The following is a 23,081-nucleotide window of genomic DNA, read 5'->3' on the forward strand; positions in this document are numbered from 1 at the left end:
GCTCGAGGCCGCTCGGAGACGGTTATACGGCGGAACGGGACCCGGGGTACACGCGGTTCCAGCTCACCGGCACCCCCGCCGTGTGCAGCCGCCCCAGCGCCATGAGCATGGGAGCCGTGCCGTCGGTGCTCCGGCCGATCGAGGCCAGCCACATGCGTGACTCGCCGGGCAGGCAGCGCGCCCCGAGGCCGACCAGCGCCCGGCCCGGGCCGACCTCCACGTGGGCGCGTACGCCGAGTTCATCGAGGGCGCGGACCGCGTCCAGGAACCGCACCGGGCCGCGCAGATGCCGGCACCAGTGCTCGGGGGCGAGCGCGCCGGTGACCCCGGTGCCGGTGACCGTGGAGACGAAGGGGATGCGGGGCGGCCACGTGGGGATCGTGGCGGCCACGGCGCGCAGTTCGGCGAGCGCGGGTTCCTGCAGCGGTGAGTGCAGGCCCGACGACACCGGCAGGCTGCTGGTCCGGATGCCGGAGGCCGTGAGCCGGTCCACGATCCGGGCCAGCGCCGTGGCCCGGCCCGACAGGGACACCTCGCCCGGGGAGATGACCGCCGCGAGGCCCACCGACGGCTCGGTCTCCGCGAGGAGTCGGAGCGCGGCCTCCTCCCCCAGGGCGACGACCGCCATCGCGCCGTCGGTGACCCGCTCGGCCAGCGTGACCTGCGTACCGAGCAGCCGCACCGCGTCCTCCGGGGCGAGGATCCCCGCCCAGCAGGCGGCGGCGTACTCGCCCGAGCTGAAGCCGAGCACCGCCGCGGGTTCGATGCCCCAGCTGCGCCACAGCTCGGCGAGGGCGATGTCGACGCAGAACGTGCCGAGGGCCGCGTGGGCGAGCCGGTACACCACGGACGGCCCGGCGCCCGGGTCGAGCAGCTCCTGGAGGGGGACGGCGACGAAGGGCCGGGCGGCCTCCGCGCACCGGTCGAAGGCGTCTCTGAACACCGGTTCCGTGCGGTGGAGGCCCTGGGCCATGCCGGCGTACTGCGCTCCCTGGCCGCTGAAGAGGAAGGCGACGGGCGGCCGACGGGCCGGGGCGGCGTGGCCCGCGAAGACCTCCCGGACCGGCTCGCCCGCCAGGTGGGCACCGATCCGGTCGGCCAACTCGCCCGCCGTACGGCCCACCACGCCGAGCCGGTGGCCGGAATGCGGCCCTCCGGCGGCCCTGGAGCACAGCGGGGCGGGGGAGGCGTCGCCGAGCGTGGCGAGGTGGGCGGCGGTGTCGCGGGCGGTGGCGGTCAGGGCGTCCGGGGTGGCTGCGGAGAGGGTGAGCAGGTGGGTGGTGCGGGGGGCGTTAGGGACGGAGGGGTCGGGGACGGCGGGGTCGGAGGGGTCGGGGACGGAGGGGTCGTAAGCCATGGTGGGGGCCCTTCACCTGGGGGCGGGGTCTGTGGGCCCCGTGCGCGCCACCGCCCGGCACCAGGCCGCGCCCGCGTCGGCGAGGGCGATCGGGAACGCCATGAACGTGAACGGGCCGTCGGGGAGGGTCCGCAGCCTGGCCAGGCCCTCGATCTGGATGAACTCCCGTCGCCTGCCGTGCAGATGGGTGGGCCAGAGCGCACCGGAGTCGCCCGTGGCGAAGAAGTCCTCGACCATCCGGCGGGCCGGCCCGTCGAAGCTCCAGCAGTCCGTGCCGAGTACCTTGACGCCGAGGTCCAGGAGGAGGTCGACGGCCTCGGGAGTGATCGCCGTGGACTCGGTGTAGTACGCCGGGGTGCCGAGCCGCAGATCGGCGTCGGTGCGGAACAGCGCCACCCAGCCGGGTCCGACCTCCCGACCGGCCGTGCGCAGCGCCTCCTTGACGTCGGCCGCCGTCACCCGGCCGCCGCAGCCGCGCACGTCGAGGACGACGCCGTGGCCGTGGAACCACTCCAGGGGCAGGTCCATGACCTTCTTCGCGGGGCGTCCCTCGCACTCCGGGCCGTAGTGGAAGGGCGCGTCGACGTGGGTGCCCTGGTGGACGGACATCCGGTAGAACTCGTTCGACATGAAGCAGCCGTCGGGCAGGTCCTGTTCGCGCAGGCGGCGGCTGCCGGTGAGCCAGCGCAGGTGGTTGACGAAACGGTCCCGGCGGCTGTCACCGGGCAACGCCCTGATCCTGCGGGAGAGGTGGCGGATCCCGTCCCGGTGGAGCCACTGCTCGAACTCGACGCCGGGGGCGCGGCGGCTGACGGGGATGCTCAGATCGACGAACACGGGCTACTCCTTGGTCGGTCCCGGCTGCTGCTCTCCGGTCGGTCCCGGCTGCTGGTCCCCGGTCGGTCCCGGCTGCTGCTCTCCGGTCGGTCCCGGCTGCTGGTCCCCGGTCGGTCGCGACTGCTGCTCTCCGGTCGGTCCCGGCTGCTGGTCCCCGGTCGGTCGCGACTGCTGCTCTCCGGTCGGTCCCGGCTGCTGGTCCCCGGTCGGTCGCGACTGCTGCTCTTCGCGCGCGTTCCGCCGGCGGCGGACGGCCCGGCGCCCCGTGCCCGCCCTGGTGCCGGGTATCCACGCGGGCACGGCGCGCCGGTAGGCGGCGTACTCGGCACCGAAGGTCTCGGACAGTCCCGGCTCCTCGATCCGGCGGGCGGTCGTCCAGGAGACGGCCAGTACGAACGCGGCCCACAGGGCGATGACCGGCGCGGACCACAGCAGGGTCTCGGCGGCCAGGACGAGGGTCATCCCGGCGGCCATGGGGTTCCTGATCACGCCGTACCAGCCGGAGCGCACGAGGTGTTCGGGCGGCCGGTCGCCGAGGGGCGTGGGCTGGCGCAGATAGACGCGGTCCACGGCGTCCACGGTCATCCAGGCGCCCAGCAGGACGAGGAGGACCCCGATCGGCAGCGACAGCGCGCGGAACAGGGGCAGTTGCGGGCCGGGCAGCCACAACCCCAGCACCGTGGGCACGATCCCGGCGACGGTCACCGGGATCAGGAGCGGACCGGGGCGTATACGGCGACGGCGGTTCACGGGCTCGTCGCCGTGTACGCGGTTCACAGGCTCCTCCCCGCGCCCTCGGCTCACGGAATCCTCACTGTGGCCCTTGTACACGGGGCCGGCCGCGCGCACTGGGCTCGCGGGGCCTTGCCCGCGTACCGGGTTCACGGAGCCCTCCGCGTGCACTGGGTTCACAGCCCCATACCCGCGCCCCTGATTCACGGCCTCCTCCCCGCGGCCCCTGTTCACAGGCCCCTCCACGTGCACTGGGTTCACAGGCCCATACCCGCGCCCCTGATTCACGGCTTCCTCCCCGCGGCCCCTGTTCACACGCCCCTCCGCACGCACCGGGCTCACAGGCACATGTCCGCGCCGGCGCTTCACAGAAGCCTCCGCGCCGACGGCGCGCACACCGTGGCCAGCGCCGGCACCTCGGCCAGCGTCGACATCACTCGCTCGCCGTAGGCCTCCCGCACCCGCCCCGCCACCGCCCGCGCGCCCGGCGCATACGTCTGCGTGCCGATCGACTCCAGGGCGAAGGACGCGAGGGCGCAGCCCAGCCGGGCCGCCGCCTCGACCGGTACGTCGAGCGCGAGGGCGGCCAGCATGCCCGCCCGCAGCGCGTCTCCCGCGCCCGTGGGGTCGGTCACCGCGACGCCCGGCACGGCGGGCACGACGACGCTTTCGTGGCCGGCGCGTTGCAGGCGTACGCCGCCCGCGCCGAGCGTGGGCACCCAGGTGCCGACCCGGTCCAGGACGCTCGCGGCGCCCCAGCCGGTGCACTCCTGGAGCAGCGCGGCCTCGTACTCGTTGGTGAACAGCCAGCGGGCCTCCCCCAGCAGGAACCGGACGTCTGCCCGGTCCATGCGGGCGAGCTGCTGGGAGGGGTCGGCGACGAAGGGCAGTCCGGCGCCGCGGCACTCCTCGGTGTGCCGCAGCATCGCCGCCGGGTCGTTCGGCGACACCACCACCAGGCCGAGCTCCCCGACGCGTTGGCGCACGTCCCGCAGGGCGATGGTGTACGCCGCCCGCATCGCGCCGGCGTGGAACGTGGCGATCTGGTTGTGGTCCGCGTCGGTCGTGCACACGAACCGTGCCGTGTGCTCGCCCGGCACGACCAGTACGGAGTCGGTGTCGACGCCGTGCTGCTTGAGCCACACCTGGTAGTCGGGGAAGTCGGCCCCGGCCGCGCCGACCAGCACCGGGGCCATCCCGAGCCGCCCGAGGCCGTACGCGATGTTGGCCGCGACGCCGCCACGCCGTATCTCCAGCCGGTCGCAGAGGAACGACAGGGAGACGCTGTGCAGGTGGTCGGCGACGAGCTGCTCGGCGAACCGGCCCGGGAAGGACATGAGGTGGTCCATCGCGATGGACCCGGTGACGGCGATGCGCGCCGGGGACGGGGGTCGGGTCACGGCCCCACGGCCCCCGACTCGATCTTCTTCTTGATCCCGGCCTGGTTCTGCCGCGTGTGGGTGTTCATCCGCTCCAGGACGGTGGCGAGCGGGACGTCGAACTTCTCGTCGAGCTCGAAGTCCTGGGTCCAGGTCATCCGCGTCCCCTCGGGGACCGCCCGGTAGCTCCACCTCAGGTGCATGTAGCCGAACGGGTAGAGGGGGTCGCGGCGTTCGGCGACCACGACGAGCTCGCGGTGGTCCATGATCCGCCACGAGCGCCAGCTCGCCCCCTCCGCGTTGGTCAGCTCGAACACGATCTCCGTCCAGCGGCCCTCGCGTTCCTCGGAGAGGACCTTGGCGTCGCTGTACTCGTCGAAGATCTCCGACCAGCGGGCGATGTCGTTGGTGACGTCGAAGACGAGCCGGGCGTCGGCCCCGATCACGATGCTGTTCTCGATCCACGGCATCCCGTCACCTCCGCGCGCCGGTGCCGACGGACAGCAGCCGCCCGACACACGCCACCAGGTCGCCCACCGTGGTGAACCCGCCCTCGGCATCGGCGTCGATACCGATCCCGAAGTGCTGCTCCAGGGCGACGACGATCTCCACCAGCTCGGTCGAGTCGATGTCGAGGTCCTCGGCCAGCCGCCGGCCGTCCTCCAGTTCGTCCCCGTCGAATCCGACGCCGCGCATGACGGCGACCACCTGCTCTCGTACGTCCATCGCTTCCCTCTCCTGGTTCGTGTGCTTTCCGTGGTTCCTGCGGTTTCGTCTAGACGGCGAGGGCGATCGCCACCGCGAGCCCCGCCTCGTGCGTGATGCTCAGGTGCAGTCCGGTGAACGAGGCCCGCCGGAACGCCTCCTCGGCCCGCCCGGACACCCGCGGCACCGGCTGCCCGGACACCGCGCGGCCGATCTCGATGTCCCGCCAGCCGCAGCCCAGGCCGTGTCCGCCGAGCGTCTTGCGGACGGCCTCCTTGGCCGCGATCCGGCCGGCCAGGCGGTACGCCCGGTGGCGCGGCGAGCCGCCCTCGCACAGGGCCTGTTCGGCGGGTGTGAACAGCCGGTCGTACAGGGGCTGTCCGCGGCGTTCGAGCATCGCCCGCAGTCGTTGTACGTCCACGACGTCGATGCCGATACCGCGGACCGCCGCGGGGACGTCCCGGAGGGCTTCCGCGATCAACGCCTCAGCAGCAGACACGCGTTCACACCCCCAAGACCTCGGGACACGACCAGCGTGTGCTCCCACTCCGGGACCGGCCGTGCCGCGCCGCGCACGAGGTCCAGGTCGATGCCCGGCGCCTGGCGGTCGAGGTTCACCGTGGGCGGCACCGAGCCCGCCGCCATGGCGCGCAGGGCGAGGACCGCGTCGGCCGGGGCCGCCGCGCCGAGCAGGTGCCCGAATCCGGACTTGGGTGCGGTGACCGGGAGTCGGGCCGCGTTCTCGCCGAACGCCTCGTGCAGTGCGTAGCCCTCCGTCACGTCCTCGAAGGGGATGCCGGAGCCGTGCGCGAAGACCGCGCCCAGGTCGCCGCCGGTGATCCCGGCGCGCTCGGTGGCGGTGCGCATGGCGCGGCCCAGCACCTGGCCGGTCGGTTCGACCGTGTAGTACGGCATGTAGCCGTCGGTGCTGACGCCCCAGCCGGCGAGTTCGCCGAGGATGCGGGCGCCGCGCCGCTCGGCGTGCTCGCGCCGCTCCAGCACCAGGAACACCGAGCCCTCGGCGAAGACGCTGCCGCCGTGCCCGGCGTCGAAGGGCCGGTACAGCTCGTGCGGGGCGAGGGAGCCGCGGGCCTTGGCGACGAGCCCGCTGGTCTCCAGGCACAGCCAGCCGTACGGCGACAGCGGCGCCTCCACGCCGCCCGCGAGGACGACGTCGGCCCGGTCGCGCAGCAGGGTCTCGGCGCCGCCGATCAGCGCGTAGGCGCCGCTGGCCCGGTCGGCGACGAAGGTGCGGGCCGGGCCCTTGATGCCCTGGTCGATGCAGATGTTGCCCTGCGGGGCCGCCGGGAACCAGGCGGTGGCCTGGTACGGGCTGACCGCGCGCGGTCCGTCGGTCCACAGCTTGCGCAGCTCGCGCTCGGCGAACTCCCAGCCGCCGAGGATGTTGCCCACCATGACGCCGGTGCGCTCGGGCGCCACGTCGGTGCCGACCGCGATCCCGGCGTCCGCGAGGGCGCGGCGGACGCTGTGCACGGCGAGGTGGGTGAAGCGGTCGGTGCGCTTGACGAAGCGGGACGGCAGTTCGGCCTCGGCGTCGAAGTCGGCCTGGCCGGCGACGGGGCAGGCGTAGTCGCCGGCGTCGAAGCGGTCGATGGTGGCCAGGTGCGAGGTGCCCTCGCGGGCGCCGTTCCACAGGGGTTCGAGACCGTCGCCCGCCGGGGTGACGGCTCCGGCACCGGTGATGACGATGCTCATGACCGGCCCCCGTCCCGCACGGCCCGCAGGACCATCGCCGCATGGAGCCCGGCGAAGCCGCTGGCGTCCTTGAGGATGACCTCGCCGTCCCAGGGGCGGCCGGTGCCCGGCACGTAGTCGAGGTCGCAGGTGGGGTCGGGGGTCTCGTAGTTGGCCGTGGGGTGGACGAAGGAGTGCCGGCTCGCCAGGGCGCACAGCACGATCTCCATGGCGCTGGCGGCGGCCAGGGCGTGGCCGAGCATGGACTTCGCCGAGTTCACCGGGATCTCGTGGGCGCGCTCGCCGAGCGCCAGTTTGAGCGCGCTGGTCTCGCAGGTGTCGTTCTGCCGGGTCGAGCTGCCGTGCGAACTGACGTGGTCGATCTCGCCGGGGGCGACCCCGGACGCCTCGACGGCCTGCTTCATGGCCCGGGTCAGGTCCTCGCCGTCGGACAGCAGGTCGGTCATGTGGATGGCGTTGGAGGTGTGCGAGAAGCCGCTGATCTCGAGGTAGGTGGTGGCGCCGCGGCGCAGGGCGTGCTCCTTCTCCTCCAGTACGACGACACCGCAGCCCTCGCCGAGCACGAAGCCGTCGCGGTCCGCGTCGTAGGGGCGGGAGGCGGCCTCGGGGTGGTCCCGATGGGCGCGGGAGAGGCAGTTGATGATCTCGAAGGAGGCCACGGTCACCGGGGTGATGGGGGCCTCGCTGGCGCCGGCGATCATGACGTCCGCGTCGCCGTGGGCGATCGTCTCGAAGGCGTGCCCGACCGCGTCGATGCCGCCGATGCAGCCGGTGGACAGGGTGACGCAGGGCCCCTGGGCACCGAGCAGGGCCGACAGGACGGTCCCGGGCGTGTTCGACATGGACGCGAGATACAGGTCGCGGCCCGCCTTCGCCGGGTCGATGGGCTTTCGGCCCTCGTCCGTGACGGCGAGGAACTCCTCCTCCATCCTGGGTGTGCCGCAGATCGCCGTGGAGAGCGAGATACCGGTGCGCTCGGCGTCGTAGCCGCCCGCGTCGAGGCCCGCGTCCCGGACGGCCTGCAAGGCCGCCGCGACCGCGAACTGCACATAGCGGTCCAGCCGTTGGACCTCCGGGGGCAGTGAGGGTATCTGATCCTCGAATCCGGGAACCTCGGCTATCGCGTCGGAGGCGAATTCGAAGGACGTGAAGAGTGTGGAACTCGTGATGTCGGAAAGGGATTTCGTGACGCTCTTTCCCGCCGAGACCGTGTCCCAGAAGGCTTCTTTCCCGATTCCCGCCGGGCTGATCACGCCGAGCCCGGTGACGACCACTTCTCGCATGGTTACCGCCTTTCTCCTGTCTGGGCCGTCACCAGCCCGCGCGTTACGCATTCCTTCGCCGTCACTCCGGCTTCTTCCATGAGGGCGCGGTATTCTTCCGCCGCCATTACGGCCCCGTCCGCGGTGTTCACCCGGAGGCTGAGCCCGAGCATCGGCCGGCTCAGCGCGGGCCGCCCCGGCTCCGGCCGCATCACATCCGCCAGCAGCAAGCTGCCCCCTGGGCGCAGCAGCCGGGCGCACTCCCCGACCAGCCGGGCCGTGGCCGAGGGCCCCGCGAAGCGGCCGGCGTGCGCCAGCACCACGGTGTCGAAGCCGGCGTCGGCGAACGGCGGGGCGGCGAAGTCGGCGGACACGAACCGGAACCTGTCGGCCACCCCGAACTCCGCCGCCCTCGCCCGGGCGGAGCCGAGCAGCACCGGATCGTCGTGCGCGGTCACCTCGGCGAGCGGATCGGCGGCGGCCAGGGCGATGCCCCACTCACCGCCCCCGCAGGCCAGGTCCAGCACCCGGCCCACCCGGCCCGCCCCGCGCAGCCCCAGCGCCTCGACCGCCGCGAAGGCGACCCGTACGGCGATCGGGAAGCCGCCGCCGAACAATCCCGGGTGCCGGCCGCGCGAGGCCGGTGCGCCGAGGTCCCCGGAGCGGTCGCCGGAGCGGACGACCGAGGTCAGCGCGCTCCAGCGGTCCCACTGGCCGAGCACCTCGGCGAAGTGGTCGCCCAGGTAGGCCGGTTCACCCTCGACGAGGTAGGCGCGGGACAGCTCGGTCAGCTCCCGCCCGTCCTCGGTGAGCAGCCCGAACTCCGTGAGGACGGCCAGCAGGTCGCCCAGCGCCCGGGAGTCGCAGCCGAGGGCCGCCGCGAGGTCCTCGCAGGTGCGCGGGCCCCGGGCCAGTTCGGTGAAGACGCCCAGTTCCAGGGCCGTACCGAGCGCTCTGGCCCGGGCGAAGCCGAAGTTCAGGGCCAGGAGCGGAGCGGGGTCGGGGGCGGTCGTGTAGCGGGCGAGGGCCGCGGCGGGGGAGGCGGGGGGCGCGGCCGGCGCCGAGGTGTCCGTCATCGTGGCGTCCTACTTGGTGGCCGTGAGCAGGCCGGAGAGCAGGGACACGGTGCGCGTCCCGGTCTCCCGGAACCCGGCGTCCTCCACCCAGGCGCGGATCTCGTCCACGTCGCGGACCTCGCCCTCCTCGGTGTTGACCAGGAGGATCAGCCCGAACATCGACGGGAAGAGCCCGGTGGCCAGGGCGGGCATGTGGGAGTGCACCAACAGGAGCCCGCCGTCGGGGAGATGGGCGTGGATGCGCTTCACCAGGTGCGCGGCGCGCTCGGGGCCGTAGCCGTCGAGCACGTGGGACAGGAGGACCGCGTCGGTCTCGGGCCAGGGGTCCTCCATGATGTCGGCGGGCCGGACCTCGATCCGGTCCGCCAGACCGGCCTCCCGCACGTTGGCGCGGGCCAGGTCCGTCACCGCGGGGTAGTCGAGGGCGGTGACCTTCAGCTCCGGGTGGTGCGTGGCCAGGGCGATCGAGTAGTCGCCCGAGCCGCAGCCCAGGTCCACGACCCGGCGCACACCGGCCAGCGGGGCCGCGGCGGCCAGCTTGCCCGCCTGGAGACGCGAGCTGACCCGCATGGCCTGGATGAGCCGCCCGGTGCCCTCACGGCCCTCGCCGGCCGCGGCGCCCTGGTCGCGGTAGCCCTGCTTCAGGACGCGCTGGTTGAGCGAGGTGTTGGTGCGGACCGCCTCGTCGAGGCGGGAGAAGTGCCCGAAGTGGGTGTTCTGGTGCGCGGCGAACCCGCCCATGTACTCGGGCCGCCCGGCGACCAGGTAGCGGCTCGCCTCGTCGGAGTTGCGGTACGTCCCGTTCTCGGTCCGCACCAGGTCGAGGCCCTTGAGCGCGACCAGGAGGGCACGGGCGGGACGTTCCTCCAGCTCCAGCCCGCGGGCCAGTTCGGCCAAGGTGCGCGGGCGCTCCTCCAGCGCCTCGAAGACGCCGAGGCCGAGCGCCGTGAACACGGCCTTGGACTGGAGGTAGGCGGTCAGGATGGAGTGGACCCGGGACGAGTCCCCGTCGGCGGAGGCCCGCGCGGCCTGAGGGCTGGTCACTTGCTCTCCAGGAGGTTGGTGTACTCGGGCATCTGCGTGTACTCGTAGGGGTCCTCGGAGAGGAACACGTTGCGCACCGGCGGCCGCTCGCACGGGGCGACCACGAGGAACCGGCACGTCTGCCCGGGCCCGGTGACGAAGCCGTGCGGCTCGCCCCGGGGTATGAAGATGGCCTCGCCCGGCCCGACCTCCTCGGTGCGGCCCTGGTCGGGCAGCACGAGCCCCATGGAGCCTTCGAGCACGTAGATCTCGTGCTCCCACTCGTGGAAGTGGGGCGGGGTGGAACCATTGGGCGAGACCTCGAACTCGGTGAGCACGAAGCGGTCCGCGCCGTCCGGGGTGTCGATCAGTTTCCGGTGCGTCGTTTCCTTCGCTCCCGGCTCCCTTACGATTTCCGCCTTCACGTCGGTTCGGTGCACGCGTTTCATCGGCCGCCTTTCGCTCGCCGGTACCCGGAAGCTGTGATCCGGAATCTCGTTCGGAAAGCGACTCTAGGGCGGTCGTGCGAAACACCTCTACGGGCACCCGTCACCGCACATCCGTGACAATCACCCAGGGCCGGCCGGGACATACGCCCACCCGGCCGGGACACCCACCCACACCGCAGTCGACCGGAACTTTGCCGGAATTCGACTGTGGCCGACATGTGGAAGCCGTAATTCTGAATCCGTGAACAAGGACCGAATTCTCAGCGCGGCCCGTCAGGAACTCTGCCGAAACGGCTTCGAAGGGACGACACTGCGCGCGGTGGCGCACCGTGCGGGGGTGGACGCACGGCTGGTGAGCTACTACTTCGCGGGCAAGGAGCAGCTGTGCACCGAGGCCGTCCGGCTGCCCTGGGACTCCCCCTCCGCCGGCCGCGCGGCGCTCGCCGCCGCGCTCACACACCGGCCCTCGGCCGCGCGGCTGAGCGACGCCCTCGGGTCCGCGCTCGGTGAGATGTGCCGGACGGCGGGGGCGCGGGACCCGGAGCTCGGGGCGGCGACGACGGCGAGCGTCCTGCTGGGCCTGGCGCTGCTCTCCTGCGCCGGGGTCCCCTCGCTGGATCCGCCCGGGCCCGGGACCGCCGCGGCGGTGTCGCAGTACATCGGATTCCTGCTGGAGGAGACGCCGTCATGAGTCGTGGCAGCAAGGGCCGGCGCCCGGGCACCGGCAGTGCCCGCGCGGAGATCCTCGACGCGGCCCGGACCGCCTTCGCCGAACACGGCTACGAGGGCACGACCCTGCGGGCCATCGCCTGCGCCGCGGGGGTCGACGCCTCCCTCATCCACCACTTCTTCGGCCCGAAGGAGGACGTCTTCCTGGCCGCGATCGGCCAGGCGCCGCGCCTCACCCCGCCTCCACCGGGCGCCCCTGGTGAAGCCGGGGAGCGGATCCTGCGGTCCTGCCTCGACCAGTGGGAGTCCCCGGAGCACCGCGCCCCCGTCCTGGCGGTCGTCCGCTCCACGGTCTCGCACGCCCAAGCCGCCGCCCGGCTACGGCACTTCGTCGCCGTGGAACTCCACGGCGCCCTCGCGCAGACCCATCCCGGCCCCGACCCGGCGGTCCGGGCCACCCTGGTGGGATCCCAGCTGATCGGCCTGATGATGACGCGGCACGTGGTCCGGATGGAACCCCTGGCCTCGGCCGACCCGGACACGGTGGTCAGCCTGCTCGCGCCGGCACTCGGGCGGTGCCTGAACAAGGCACCGGAACGCTGACTGCTGTCGTGCTCAGCCCGCGGAAACCGTCGCCCGCACAGTCCCGTCCGGCCCCGCCACCAGCACCGGCGTCTGAGGCCCGCCCAGATCCCGTACGGCCGCCCGGTCCTCGGGCGCCGCGGACTCCGCGTCCGTCACCACCGCGGCCGCTTCCAGGGACTTGGCTCCCGAGGCCACCGCCATCGCCACCGCCGTCTGCAACGCGCTGAGCTTCAGCGAGTCGAGGTCGACGGTCCCGGCGACATACGTCCGCCCGGTGTCGTCGCGTACGGCCGCTCCCTCGGGCACGCCGTTGCGGGCCCGCGCCGAACGGGCCAGGGTGACGATCTTGCGGTCCTCGGGGTCGAGCGTGCTGCTGTCGGTCATGAGGCGAGCATACGTAGAAGCGCCGCGACTACCCCGCCACGGGGTACATCGCCCCGCGCCGCCCCGCCGGCGAGGCCAGCCACTCCAGCTTGGCCGCGGTGTTCGCCTCGTCCAGCGGGGTGTGCAGGACGACCGTCAGGTCGGGCCGGGCCGGCACCTTCATCGCCGTGGACTCCACGCACAGCAGGCCGACCAGCGGATGGTCGAGCTCCTTGCGGATCACCCCGGCGTCCTGGATGTCCCGCCGCTCCCACATCGCGGTGAACTCCGGGCTCGCCGCGTGCAGCCGGGCCAGGACCTCCTGGAAGCCCTCGTCGTCCGGGCGGGCCGAGCAGGCGGCCCGGAACTGGGCCACGACCGTGCGCGCGTTCTGCTCCCAACTGCGCGACTGGGAGCGGTACATGGGGTCGGTGAAGAAGTCGAGGACGCAGTTCTGCGTGATCTCGGGACGCATGCCGAGCACCCACCCGGCGGCCTCGTTGTACATCACGCAGTTGTAGTACGTGTCCATGAGGTGCGCCGGATACGGCATCCACGCGTCGATCAGCCGCCGCAACCCCTCGCAGCCGTGGTCCGCCGCGGGTTCGGGGGCGGGCGGGTTCAGCCCGGCGAGGACGTACAAGTGGCGGCGCTCGGCGTTGCTGAGCCGCAGCACCCGGGCCACGGAGTCGAGGACCTGCGGGGACACGGAGATGTCCCGCCCCTGTTCCAGCCACTGGTACCAGGAGGCGCCCACTCCGGCGAGTACGGCGACCTCCTCGCGGCGCAGCCCCGGTGTCCGGCGCCGTGCCCCGCCGTCGGGCAGTCCGGCCTCGGCCGGGGAGACCCGGGCCCGCCGGCTCATCAGGAACTCGCGCAGCTCACGCAGCCGATGTGCCTTGCCCGCGCCCGTCTCGATCACATCCGCCACGTACTCCCCCTGTCTGGTGGTGCCACCACCAGGACAACTTCCCGCTCCCCACGGCTATTCCGCACCCCGCAGGCTCTTCGCATGGCGATCGACACCTCCTCCCCGCACCTGCGAGAGACAGCCGCACCGCGTCTCTCGGCCCGCGACAAACTCGTCCTCTTCGTGCTGTGTGCCGCCCAGTTCATGGTGGCGCTCGACTTCTCCGTCCTGAACGTCGCCCTGCCCGTCCTCGGCGCGGACCTCGGCATGAGCCAGTCCGCCCTGCAGTGGGCGGTCACCGCGTTCGCGCTGCCCTCCGGCGGCTTCCTGCTCCTCTTCGGCCGCATGGGCGACCTGTACGGCCGTCGCCGGCTGTTCCTGGCGGGGCTCGCCCTGTTCGGCGCGGCCTCGCTGCTCGCCACGTTCGCCTGGGACCCGGCGTCGTTCCTGGCCGGCCGCGCACTCCAGGGCGTCGGCGCGGCGGCGATCGTACCGACCGGCATGTCCCTGCTGACGACGACGTTTCCGGAGGGCCCGGCCCGCGACCGCGCGCTCGGCATCTCCGGCACCCTGCTCTCGCTCGGCTTCACCGTCGGCATGGTGGCCGGCGGCGTCCTCACCGACACCCTCGGCTGGCGCTCCACCATGGGCCTGCTGGGCCTGTTCGCGGTGATCGTCCTGCCCCTGGCGCCGACCGTGCTCCCGGAATCCCTCCCCCATGGCCTTAAAGGCACGGGAGGTGCCCCCGTCCCGGACCGCCCCCGCCTGGACATCCCCGGAGCCATCACGGTCACGGCCGGCCTGCTCTCCCTCATCTACGCCCTGTCGACGGCCGCCGACCACGGCTTCGGCCGCCCCGACGTCATCGTGACCCTGATCGCGGGCGTCCTGCTGCTCGCCGCCTTCGTCGCCGTCGAGTCCCGTGCGAAGTCCCCGCTGGTCTCCCTCCCGATGCTGCGCCGCCGCACGGTGGCGTGGGGCAACCTGGGCGGCCTGGTCACCTTCTCGATGATGTCGACGGTCGTCTTCGCCCTGACCCTGTACCTCCAGGAGGTCCTGGACCTGTCGGCCTTCGAGACGGGGCTGGTCTTCGGCGTCCAGGGCGTGCTGTCGGTGGTGGCGGGCTCGTACACCCCGAGGGTGATCGGCCGCCTCGGCGCCCGCCGCACGCTGGTTCTCTCGCTGGCCGGCCAGGGCGCACTGGTGGCGACTCTCCTGGCCCTGGACGAGAGCAGCTGGTCGGTGTGGCTCGCGACGGCCGCCGTCTCTCTGGCCAGCATGTGCCACCTGGGCGCGATCATCTCCTACGGCCTCACCGTCACCTCGGGCGTCCCCGACGAGGAACAGGGCCTGGCCACCGGCCTCGTCACCTCCACCCAGCAGGTCGGGATCACGGTCGGCATCCCCCTGCTCGGCGTCCTCGCGACGACGTCGAGCGACCTGATGTCCGGCGTCCACACGGTGCTGGCGCTCGACGCGGCGATCGTGCTCGCGGCGGCGGCGCTGGTGGCGGTGGGACTGCGGGTTGGCCGGGGCGGCTCAGGGGCGGTCGAGGCGGAGGCGGTCGGCGCGCGGTAGTCCGGCCACCACCAGGTCGTACGAGTCCTCGACGGCCTCCCGGACCAGCCGGTCCGGGAGGCCGCCGTCGACGGTGACCGTGTTCCAGTGCCGCTTGTTCATGTGGTAGCCGGGGATGACGAGCCCCGGGTACTCGCCGCGCAGGCGGATCGCGTCCTCCGGGTCGCACTTCAGGTTCACCGTGAGGGGCCGCGCGTCGAGGTTCGTCAGGGCGAACAGCTTGCCCTGCACCTTGAAGACGGACGTCTCCGGGTTGAACGGGAAGTCCTCCAGGGCCGCGTTGAAGGACAGGCAGAACGCGCGCAGCTCCTGCGGGGTCACTCCGCCTTCGCCTCCTCGTCCGCGGGGGCCCCGACCGGGTCCACCGGCTCCACCAGCACCGTCACGATCTTGTTCCGGCGGCCCGCCGCGGCCTCCGCCGTCAGCCGCAGCTCGCGCCCGTCGGGAAGGCCGACCACGGCCGACGCCCCGGCGATCGGGACCCGGCCCAGTGCCTTGGCGAGCAGCCCGCCGACGGTCTCCACGTCCTCGTCGTCGTACTCCTCCAGGCCGTACAGCTCGCCCAGGTCGGTGATGTCGAGGCGGGCGGTGACCCGGTGCCGGTCGTCGCCCAGGTCCTCCACGGGCGGCAGTTCACGGTCGTACTCGTCGGTGATCTCGCCGACGATCTCCTCGAGGATGTCCTCGATGGTGACGATGCCGGCCGTGCCGCCGTACTCGTCGATGACGACGGCCACGTGGTTGCGGTCCTGCTGCATCTCGCGCAGCAGGTCACCGGCGTTCTTGGTGTCCGGCACGAAGGCGGCCGGCCGCATGGCCGTGGACACCAGCTCGCTCTCCGCGTCCCGGCTGATGTGCGTCTTGCGGACCAGGTCCTTCAGATACACGATCCCGACGATGTCGTCCTCGCTCTCCCCGGAGACGGGAATCCGCGAGAACCCGGACCGGAGCGCCAGGGTCAGCGCCTGACGGATCGTCTTGTAGCGCTCGATGACGACGAGGTCGGTCCTCGGGACCATGACCTCCCGCACGAGCGTGTCGCCCAGCTCGAAGACCGAGTGCACCATACGGCGCTCCTCGTCCTCGATCAGCGACTCCTTCTCGGCGAGGTCGACCAGCGCCCGCAGCTCCGCCTCGGAGGCGAAGGGGCCTCTGCGGAAACCCTTGCCGGGGGTGAGCGCGTTGCCGATGAGGATGAGCAGCGACGGGATCGGGCCCATGATCCGGGCGAGCGGCACCAGGATGTACGCCGCCGCCGTGGCCGTGTTGAGCGGATGCTGGCGGCCGATGGTCCTCGGGGAGACCCCGACGGCGACGTACGACACCAGGACCATCACCCCGATCGCGACGAGGAGCGCCTCGGTGGTCCCGGCGAACTCCTGCAGACAGGCGTAGGTGATGAGGGCGGCCGCCGCCATCTCGCAGGCGACGCGCACCAGCAGCGCCACGTTCAGATAGCGGGTCGGGTCGGCGGCGACCTGGGCGAGCTTGACGCTGCCGCGGCGGCCGGTCCGTACGGCCTCCTCGGCCCGGAAACTGGAGACCCGCGCGAGGCCCGCCTCCGCGCAGGCGGCGAGCCAGGCGGCGACCACCAGGGCGATCGCGCCGGAGACGAGCGTCGCGCTCATGAGACGGTCGGGGCCGGGGACGGACCGGTCAGGCCCTTCTCCGCACGCCAGCCGTCCACGATGGCCGCCTGCAGACCGAACATCTCGGCCTTCTCGTCGGCCTCCTCGTGGTCGTAACCGAGGAGGTGCAGCACTCCGTGGACGGTGAGGAGCTGGAGCTCCTCGTCCATGGAGTGCTGCGTGTCCGCGTCCTTGCCCTGCTTCTCGGCGACCTCGGGACACAGCACGATGTCACCGAGCAGCCCCTGCGGGGGCTCGTCGTCGTCCTTCGACGGCGGCCGCAGCTCGTCCATGGGGAAGGACATGACATCGGTCGGCCCCGGCAGGTCCATCCACTGGATGTGGAGCTGCTCCATGGCGTCGGCGTCCACCGCGATCACCGAGAGCTCGGAGAGCGGGTGGATGCGCATCCGCGCGAGCGCGTAGCGGGCGATGTCGAGGATCGCCTGCTCGTCGACCTCGGTTCCGGACTCGTTGTTGACGTCGATCGACATGGTCGTGCTGGTCTACTTCCGCTTGTTACGGGCGCCCGTGTGGGAGCCGTTCTCCGTACCGTTCTCGCTGTCGTACTTCTCGTACGCGTCGACGATACGGCCGACCAGCTTGTGCCGTACGACATCGTGGGACGTGAGCCGCGAGAAGTGGACGTCGTCGAGGCCTTCGAGGATGTCCTGCACCTGGCGCAGACCCGACTTGGTGCCGGACGGCAGGTCGACCTGCGTCACGTCACCGGTGATCACGATCTTCGAGTCGAAGCCGAGCCGGGTGAGGAACATCTTCATCTGCTCGGGGCTGGTGTTCTGTGCCTCGTCCAGAATGATGAAGGCGTCGTTGAGCGTCCGACCGCGCATGTACGCCAGGGGCGCGACCTCGATCGTGCCCGCGGCCATCAGCCTCGGGATGGAGTCGGGGTCGAGCATGTCGTGCAGCGCGTCGTACAGCGGGCGCAGGTAGGGGTCGATCTTCTCGTAGAGCGTGCCCGGGAGGAATCCGAGCCGCTCTCCCGCCTCGACCGCGGGCCGGGTCAGGATGATGCGGTTGACCTGCTTGGACTGCAGGGCCTGCACCGCCTTGGCCATGGCGAGGTACGTCTTGCCGGTGCCGGCGGGGCCGATGCCGAAGACGACCGTGTGCTTGTCGATCGCGTCGACGTACCGCTTCTGATTGAGGGTCTTGGGGCGGATGGTGCGACCGCGCGAGGAGAGGATGTTCTGCGTGAGCACCTCGGCCGGGGTCTCCTGGCCGCCGGCCTCGCCGGTGCCACCCGCTCTGAGCATGGCGATCGAGCGTTCCACTGCGTCCTCCGTCATCGGCTGCCCGGTGCGGAGCACGAGCATCATCTCTGCGAACAGGCGCTGGATGAGGGCGACTTCACCGGTGCCGCCGACCACGCTGATCTCATTGCCCCGGACATGGATGTCGGCCGCCGGGAAGGCCGTCTCGATGACGCGTAGGAGGGCGTCGCCGGAACCCAGCACGGTCACCATGGGGTGCTGGGCGGGGACGGTGAACTGTGCTCTCGCCTGCCCCTGCGCGGGTGTGTGAGCTGTGGGTGTCTGAGTCATGGGCCGGCGCTTAAGGCCTGCAGTTCCTCCTCATCACGGCCGCGTAGCTGAGAGCGGCCTCGCGATACCAAGGGTACGACGGTGGACTGACAACGCCGTAGGGCTTTTATAGTTGCCGATTCATCCGACCGAGTCGGGTGGTGGATGGCCAGAGGCTCACGCCGACCGCCCGAACCCGATCGTCGGCACAGCCCTCCGCAACGGCCACGGCCGTGCCGCCGCCTCCGGCACCAGCCCCGCCAGGAACCCGTACCGCTCGAGCGCCGCCGGATCCTGCCCGTCCACCGACTGCACCCTCCGCCACCACGCCCCGATCTCGGACCACCCGGGCGCCGACAACGACCCCCCGAACTCCTGCACGGACAGGGCGGCCGTCAGCCCCGCGAAGGCCAGCCGGTCGGCCAGCGGCCACCCCGCCAGCGTCCCCGTGACGAACCCCGCCACGAACACGTCCCCCGCCCCGGTCGGATCGAGGGCCTCCACCGCGATCGCCGGCACCTCGGCCGTCTCCCCCGTCCGCCGGTCCACCGCGTACGCCCCCTCCGCACCGAGGGTGACGACAGCCACCGGAACGTAGTCGGTCAACGCGTGCGCGGCCTGCCGCGGACACCCCGTCCCCGTGTACCGCATGGCCTCCTCGGCGTTCGGCAGAAACGCCTCGCAGTGCTCCAGGTCGGCCAGCCCCGCCAGATCCCACACCCCCGTGTCGTCCCATCCGACGTCGCCGAAGATCCGCGCCCCCTTGCGGGCGGCCTGCGCGATCCAGGGCGCGCGCTTGCCCGGCGTGAGGGAGGCGATGGCGGCACGCGCGCGGGGCGGGCAGTCGGGCGCGGGCTCCTCGGGGGGCGGCTCGTGGCCGTGGGAGACCATGGTGCGCTCCCCCTCGTAGGCCATGGAGACGGTGACCGGCGAGTGCCAGCCCGGGACGGTCCGGGACGGTGCGAGGTCGATGCCCTCGCCCGTCTCCAGCGCGTCCCAGCAGTACTCGCCGTAGTGGTCGTCGCCGAACGCGGCCGCGAGGGAGGTCCGCAGGCCGAGGCGGGCCAGCGCGGTCGCCATGTTCGCCACGCCGCCCGGACTCGACCCCATCCCGCGCGCCCAGGACTCGGTCCCGCGCACCGGGGCGGAGTCGAGGCCGGTGAAGACGATGTCGAGGAAGACGGTGCCCGTGAGGTAGACGTCCCAGGGCGGGTCGCCGGGTGTGCGCAGGGCGGTGAGCGGGTCGACCTGGGCCCGAGGGTGCCCGGCCTCTCCGATGTGCGACGGTCCCTTTCCGGTGGACGCGGTGGACGCGATCACGGTGCGCTCCCTGACGTGGTGCCGATCAGGCCAGTCTGCACCACACGACTGACAACCCGCCGTCGTCACACCATCGCCGCAGGTCGCCGCGGGTCGCGGCAGGTGCGGCAGGTCGTCGCAGGTCGCGGCAGGTGCGGCAAGCCGCCGCAGGTGCGGCAGGTCGCCATAGGTCGCCATAGGTCGCCGCAGGTCGCGGCCGGTGCGGCAAGCCGCCGTAGGTCGCTGCCGGTCACCGCCGGTCGCCGCCGGTCGCCGCAAGTGCGGCAGGCCGCCACAAGTCGCGGCGGTGCGGCAGGCCGACCGCGGGCCGCCGCAGGTGCGGCAGGCCGCCATAGGTCGCCGCAGGTCGCGGCCGGTCGTCGCAGGTCACGGCCGGTGCGGCCGGTGCGGCCGGTGCGGCAAGCCGCCGCAGGTCGCTGCCGGTCACCGCAAGTGCGGCAGGTTGCCACAGGTCGCGGCCGCTGCGGCAGGCTGCCACGGGTCGCCGTAGGTGCGGCAGGCTGCCACGGGTCGCCGCAGATCGCCGCAGGCGGCCCGTGCGGCAGGCCGCCGCAGGTCCCGGACGGCTGTACCGGACGTATCCGCGCCCTCCCGGCCGCGCCCGGCGTGGCCGTCGGTGCCGCGGCCGCCCCGAAGCCTTCCCCGCCCATGTCCGGATCCGGTCGTGCCGGGCGCGCACGTAGGCGCACATGATGCCGGCTCTTGCCGCACCGGCGGCCTCCGCCGTGCCGACAGCGCGCGTGCCGCGGCCGCCGCCCCCAGGAGCGGGACCCGCGGCGCGGCGGACCCGCCCGGGCCGCCGATGCCCTACCAGCGCGGCACGGTCGGCGTGACCCACCCCGGCTCGGCGATCCGCATCGCCGCCGCGTCGTCCCGCTCGCGCAGCGACCCGTCGTCGTCCAGCCAGCGCCGGTGGAGGAAGCGGAGCCGGTCCCGGTCGAGTTCGACGCCCAGGCCGGGCGCGTCCGAGACGATGACCTTGCCGCCCTCGAAGGTGAGGCGCTCGGTCAGCACGTCCTCCGACTGCCAGGGATAGTGGGAGTCGCAGGCGTGGTGGAGGCCCGGGACGGTGGCCGCGACATGGGTCATCGCGGCCAGCGAGATCCCCAGGTGGGTGTTGGAGTGCATGGACACCCCGACGCCGAAGGTGCGGCAGATGGCGGCCAGTTGTTGCGTGTTGCGCAGCCCGCCCCAGTAGTGGTGGTCGGAGAGCACCACCTGGACGGCATCGCGGGTGAAGGCCTCCTTGATCTCGGCGAAGGTCGTCACGCACATGTTGGTGGCGAGGGGAACCTCGGTCCGAGCGGCGACCTCGGCCATGGCCGGCGTGCCGAGCGCGGGGTCCTCCAGGTACTCGAGGACGTGCCCGAGTTCCTGCGCCACCTTCAGCGAGGTCTCAACGCTCCACGCCCCGTTGGGGTCGAGCCGCAGCGGATGCCCGGGGAACGCCTCGGCGAGCGCCCGCACGGCCGCGATCTCCTCGTCCGGCGGAAAGACACCGCCCTTGAGCTTGAAGGAGGTGAAGCCGTAGCGCTCGGTGAACTTCCGGGCCTGCTCGACGATCCCGGCCGGGTCGACGGCGGCACCCCACTCGTCCTTCTCCGCCGTCACGCCCTCGGGATGGTCCGCCCACTTGTAGAAGAGGTACGCGCTGTACTCCACCGCATCCCGCAGCTTGCCGCCCAGCAGCGCGTGCACGGGCAGGCCGAGCGCCTTGCCCAGTGCGTCGAGGCAGGCCACCTCGAAGGCGGACACGACGGACAGCCGCAGCTTGTCGGCGGTCTGGACGCCGCGCAGCCCGCCGACGTCGACCTGACCGGCGACGCGGGAGCTGTCGACGACCACCTCGTCGGCGAGGACGAACAGCCCGTTCAGGTCGCTCACCTGGCGTCCGACCAACTTCTGGGCGAACGGCCGTGCCAGTTCCAGGTACTTGGTGTCGCCGTACGTCTCGCCGACGCCGGTGACCCCGTCGGCCGTCACCACCTCCACGATCAGCCGGGGCGTGTACGGCTGGTGCACGCCCTGCGTGTTCAGCAGCGGCGGGTCGGCGACCAGGATCGGCGTCAGCCGTACGTCCGTGATGGAGAGGTTCACAGGGCGGCTTCCACGAGGTCGAGTCCGGCGGTCAGCAGCAGCTCGAGGTCGGCCAGGTCGGCGGCCGAGGGATCGGTGAGCGGGGCCCGCACGGGTCCCACCGGAATGCCACGCAGCCGGGCCGCCGCCTTCACCAGGGACACGGCGTATCCCGGTACCCGGTCGCGGAGTTCGACGAGCGGGACGTAGAAGTCGCGCAGCAGTTTGTCGACCGTGCCGTCGTCGCCGCCCTGGAACGCGGTGAAGAAGGCGTTCGCGATCTCGGGGGCGAAGGCGTGCACGGCGGAGGAGTAGGCGGGGACGCCGACGGTGGCGTACGCCCGGGCCTGGATCTCGGCGGTGGCGGCGCCGTTGAAGAAGAGGAAGTCCTCGGGGGCGGCGAGGGTGAGGCGCTGGAGCCGGTCGAGGTCGCTGTGGCCGTCCTTGAGGCCGACGACGGTCGGGATGTCGGCGATGCGCTTCAAGGAGCCCACGGAGAAAGCGACTTGGCCGCGCTGGTAGGCGATGAGCGGCAGCCGGGTGCGGGCCGCGATCTGCTCCAGCTGCGCGACCAGCCCGTCCTGCGGGGCGGTGACCAGGTAGTGCGGCAGGACGAGGAGGGCGTCCGCCCCGGCCTCCTCGGCGATGCGCGCGAAGCGGACGGCCTGGGCCCAGCCGTAGCCGATCCCGGCGACGACGGGCACGCGCCCGCCGGCCTCCTCGACGGTGATGGTGACGACCTGCCGGTACTCGTCCTCGTCCAGCGAGAAGAACTCGCCGGTGCCGCACGCGGGGAAGACGGCGCCGGGGCCGGTGGCGATCCGCTCCGCGACGTAGGCGCGGAAGCCGTCGGGGTCGAGGGAGCCGTCGTCGTGGAAGCTGGTCAGCGGGAACGACAGCACGCCGTCCACCATGCCCTTCCGCAGCCTCCGCACCACGGTGCCCGTCTCAGGACTCACCCTCACTCATCTCCCTATGTAGACGACATCCATGTATGAGGATGAAGATTAGGCACGCGAACGATCCCCGTCAATGGGCCCGACACCCGCGCTTACGATCGACGCATGTCAGAGACAGGGGGCGTCCGCGAGGTGAAGTCGGCCGCGCGCACGGTCGAGCTGCTGGAACTGCTCGCCACGCGGGGCGACCGTCCGGCGCGGCTGCAGGAGCTCGCCGACGAGCTGGGCGTGCCGCGCAGCTCGATGTACGCGCTGCTGCAGACCCTGATCTCGCGCGGCTGGGTCCGCACGGACGTCACCGGCTCCCTGTACGGCATCGGCCTCCACGCCCTGCTCACCGGCACCAGCTACCTCGACTCCGACCCGCGCGTGCGCGTCGTACGGCCGTATCTCGACGAGGCGTCCCAGGCGCTGGGCGAGACGATCCACATGGGGCGCCTGGACGGCCGGGGGGTGGCGTATCTGGCGACGCGCGAGTCGCACGAGTACCTGCGGACCATCAGCCGGGTCGGGCGCCGGCTGCCGGCCCACGTCGGCGCGCTGGGCAAGGCCCTGCTGGCCGAGCGGGACGACGCCGAGCTGCCCGAAGGTCCGTACGAAGCCCTCACCCCGAACTCGCACACCGGCCGGGAGTCACTGGCCGCGGACCTGGCGCAGGTCCGCGCCCGCGGCCACGCGATCGACCGCGAGGAGGGCGTCCTCGGCATCGTCGGCTTCGGCTTCGCCCTGCGCTACGACTCCCCCGCCCAGGACGCCATCAGCTGCTCGGTACCGGTGGCCCGGCTGACACCGGAGCACGAGGAGCGGATCGTCGCGGTGATGCGGGAGATCAGGGGCAGGATCGAGGCGACGACGCCGGGCACGGGGGGCGCGCCGCACTGGCGTTAGCGGGGACACCGAGACCGGGAAAAGC

At 72.5% G+C, this 23,081-nt stretch carries 25 protein-coding genes; 4 read left to right on the forward strand and 21 right to left on the reverse strand.

Annotated elements, in window-relative coordinates; all coding sequences use genetic code 11:
* Positions 1-22: 22 nt before the first annotated feature.
* The 12 genes from QFZ76_RS18210 to QFZ76_RS18265 all read right to left on the reverse strand — a co-directional run bounded on the left by QFZ76_RS18210 (position 23) and on the right by QFZ76_RS18265 (position 10,512).
* Complete coding sequence (locus QFZ76_RS18210) at positions 23-1,357, reverse strand: acyltransferase domain-containing protein (RefSeq protein ID WP_307674728.1); 1,335 nt, start codon at positions 1,355-1,357, stop codon at positions 23-25.
* Positions 1,358-1,369: 12 nt separating this feature from the next.
* The gene (locus QFZ76_RS18215; protein ID WP_307674729.1) at positions 1,370-2,194 is read right to left on the reverse strand and encodes a cyclase family protein; all 825 of its coding nucleotides are present in this window, start codon (positions 2,192-2,194) and stop codon (positions 1,370-1,372) included.
* A gap of 3 nt (positions 2,195-2,197) precedes the next feature.
* Entirely contained in the window at positions 2,198-2,971 is a 774-nt protein-coding gene (locus QFZ76_RS18220; RefSeq protein ID WP_307674730.1) for a methyltransferase, read from the reverse strand.
* A gap of 320 nt (positions 2,972-3,291) precedes the next feature.
* Positions 3,292-4,275 (reverse strand): carbohydrate kinase family protein, encoded by a 984-nt coding sequence (locus QFZ76_RS18225; RefSeq protein ID WP_307680055.1) that lies wholly within the window; start codon positions 4,273-4,275, stop codon positions 3,292-3,294.
* Between the two features lie 47 nt (positions 4,276-4,322).
* On the reverse strand, positions 4,323-4,775 hold the full coding sequence (locus tag QFZ76_RS18230) for an SRPBCC family protein (protein WP_307674731.1): 453 nt from the start codon (positions 4,773-4,775) through the stop codon (positions 4,323-4,325).
* Positions 4,776-4,779: 4 nt separating this feature from the next.
* A complete protein-coding gene (locus QFZ76_RS18235) occupies positions 4,780-5,031 on the reverse strand; it encodes an acyl carrier protein (RefSeq protein WP_307674732.1) in 252 nt (83 codons plus the stop codon).
* 49 nt (positions 5,032-5,080) lie between these two features.
* The gene (acpS, locus tag QFZ76_RS18240; protein ID WP_307674733.1) at positions 5,081-5,509 is read right to left on the reverse strand and encodes a holo-ACP synthase; all 429 of its coding nucleotides are present in this window, start codon (positions 5,507-5,509) and stop codon (positions 5,081-5,083) included.
* Positions 5,488-6,726: a beta-ketoacyl synthase gene (locus QFZ76_RS18245; protein WP_307674734.1), complete on the reverse strand. Its 1,239-nt coding sequence runs from the start codon at positions 6,724-6,726 to the stop codon at positions 5,488-5,490. The genes acpS and QFZ76_RS18245 overlap by 22 nt, the downstream gene beginning before the upstream one ends.
* Positions 6,723-8,009 (reverse strand): beta-ketoacyl-[acyl-carrier-protein] synthase family protein, encoded by a 1,287-nt coding sequence (locus tag QFZ76_RS18250; RefSeq protein ID WP_307674735.1) that lies wholly within the window; start codon positions 8,007-8,009, stop codon positions 6,723-6,725. The genes QFZ76_RS18245 and QFZ76_RS18250 overlap by 4 nt, the downstream gene beginning before the upstream one ends.
* 2 nt (positions 8,010-8,011) lie before the next feature.
* Positions 8,012-9,064, reverse strand: a complete 1,053-nt coding sequence (locus tag QFZ76_RS18255; RefSeq protein ID WP_307674736.1) for a class I SAM-dependent methyltransferase — start codon at positions 9,062-9,064, stop codon at positions 8,012-8,014.
* Positions 9,065-9,073: 9 nt separating this feature from the next.
* Entirely contained in the window at positions 9,074-10,108 is a 1,035-nt protein-coding gene (locus tag QFZ76_RS18260) for a methyltransferase (protein ID WP_307674737.1), read from the reverse strand.
* Complete coding sequence (locus QFZ76_RS18265) at positions 10,105-10,512, reverse strand: cupin domain-containing protein (protein ID WP_307674738.1); 408 nt, start codon at positions 10,510-10,512, stop codon at positions 10,105-10,107. Before QFZ76_RS18265 ends, QFZ76_RS18260 begins: the two co-directional genes overlap by 4 nt.
* A gap of 265 nt (positions 10,513-10,777) precedes the next feature.
* On the opposite strand from QFZ76_RS18265, the gene QFZ76_RS18270 reads away from it, so the two are divergent.
* Both QFZ76_RS18270 and QFZ76_RS18275 read left to right on the forward strand, forming a co-directional pair.
* Positions 10,778-11,227 (forward strand): helix-turn-helix domain-containing protein, encoded by a 450-nt coding sequence (locus QFZ76_RS18270; protein ID WP_307674739.1) that lies wholly within the window; start codon positions 10,778-10,780, stop codon positions 11,225-11,227.
* Entirely contained in the window at positions 11,224-11,808 is a 585-nt protein-coding gene (locus QFZ76_RS18275; protein ID WP_307674740.1) for a TetR family transcriptional regulator, read from the forward strand. The genes QFZ76_RS18270 and QFZ76_RS18275 overlap by 4 nt, the downstream gene beginning before the upstream one ends.
* Positions 11,809-11,820: 12 nt before the next feature.
* On the opposite strand, the gene QFZ76_RS18280 is transcribed toward QFZ76_RS18275, so the two are convergent.
* Positions 11,821-12,174 carry a cytidine deaminase gene (locus tag QFZ76_RS18280; protein WP_307674741.1) on the reverse strand — a complete coding sequence of 118 codons (354 nt, stop codon included), beginning with the start codon at positions 12,172-12,174 and terminating at the stop codon, positions 11,821-11,823.
* Between the two features lie 28 nt (positions 12,175-12,202).
* Positions 12,203-13,018, reverse strand: a complete 816-nt coding sequence (locus QFZ76_RS18285; protein WP_307680056.1) for a helix-turn-helix transcriptional regulator — start codon at positions 13,016-13,018, stop codon at positions 12,203-12,205.
* Between the two features lie 147 nt (positions 13,019-13,165).
* Between QFZ76_RS18285 and QFZ76_RS18290 the strand changes: the two genes are divergently transcribed.
* The gene (locus QFZ76_RS18290) at positions 13,166-14,641 is read left to right on the forward strand and encodes an MFS transporter (RefSeq protein WP_307674742.1); all 1,476 of its coding nucleotides are present in this window, start codon (positions 13,166-13,168) and stop codon (positions 14,639-14,641) included.
* Here QFZ76_RS18290 and QFZ76_RS18295 read toward each other — a convergent pair.
* The 7 genes from QFZ76_RS18295 to QFZ76_RS18325 all read right to left on the reverse strand — a co-directional run bounded on the left by QFZ76_RS18295 (position 14,603) and on the right by QFZ76_RS18325 (position 22,123).
* The gene (locus QFZ76_RS18295; protein WP_307674743.1) at positions 14,603-14,962 is read right to left on the reverse strand and encodes an MmcQ/YjbR family DNA-binding protein; all 360 of its coding nucleotides are present in this window, start codon (positions 14,960-14,962) and stop codon (positions 14,603-14,605) included. The genes QFZ76_RS18290 and QFZ76_RS18295 overlap by 39 nt on opposite strands.
* Positions 14,959-16,269, reverse strand: coding sequence for a hemolysin family protein (locus QFZ76_RS18300; RefSeq protein ID WP_307674744.1), 1,311 nt, complete (start codon positions 16,267-16,269; stop codon positions 14,959-14,961). The genes QFZ76_RS18295 and QFZ76_RS18300 overlap by 4 nt, the downstream gene beginning before the upstream one ends.
* Positions 16,266-16,763 (reverse strand): rRNA maturation RNase YbeY, encoded by a 498-nt coding sequence (gene ybeY / locus QFZ76_RS18305; protein WP_266439678.1) that lies wholly within the window; start codon positions 16,761-16,763, stop codon positions 16,266-16,268. Before ybeY ends, QFZ76_RS18300 begins: the two co-directional genes overlap by 4 nt.
* A 12-nt stretch (positions 16,764-16,775) precedes the next feature.
* On the reverse strand, positions 16,776-17,834 hold the full coding sequence (locus tag QFZ76_RS18310; protein ID WP_307674745.1) for a PhoH family protein: 1,059 nt from the start codon (positions 17,832-17,834) through the stop codon (positions 16,776-16,778).
* Between the two features lie 156 nt (positions 17,835-17,990).
* Positions 17,991-19,133 carry a carbohydrate kinase family protein gene (locus QFZ76_RS18315; RefSeq protein WP_307674746.1) on the reverse strand — a complete coding sequence of 381 codons (1,143 nt, stop codon included), beginning with the start codon at positions 19,131-19,133 and terminating at the stop codon, positions 17,991-17,993.
* Positions 19,134-19,940: 807 nt separating this feature from the next.
* Entirely contained in the window at positions 19,941-21,230 is a 1,290-nt protein-coding gene (locus tag QFZ76_RS18320) for a glucarate dehydratase family protein (protein WP_307674747.1), read from the reverse strand.
* A complete protein-coding gene (locus tag QFZ76_RS18325; RefSeq protein WP_307680057.1) occupies positions 21,227-22,123 on the reverse strand; it encodes a 5-dehydro-4-deoxyglucarate dehydratase in 897 nt (298 codons plus the stop codon). The genes QFZ76_RS18320 and QFZ76_RS18325 overlap by 4 nt, the downstream gene beginning before the upstream one ends.
* Positions 22,124-22,273: 150 nt before the next feature.
* Here QFZ76_RS18325 and QFZ76_RS18330 point away from each other — a divergent pair, with 150 nt between their 5' ends.
* The gene (locus QFZ76_RS18330) at positions 22,274-23,056 is read left to right on the forward strand and encodes an IclR family transcriptional regulator (protein ID WP_307674748.1); all 783 of its coding nucleotides are present in this window, start codon (positions 22,274-22,276) and stop codon (positions 23,054-23,056) included.
* Positions 23,057-23,081 lie beyond the last annotated feature (25 nt).

Origin of the sequence: Streptomyces sp. V4I2, from assembly GCF_030817655.1 — a bacterium.
Lineage (GTDB): Bacteria > Actinomycetota > Actinomycetes > Streptomycetales > Streptomycetaceae > Streptomyces > Streptomyces plumbiresistens.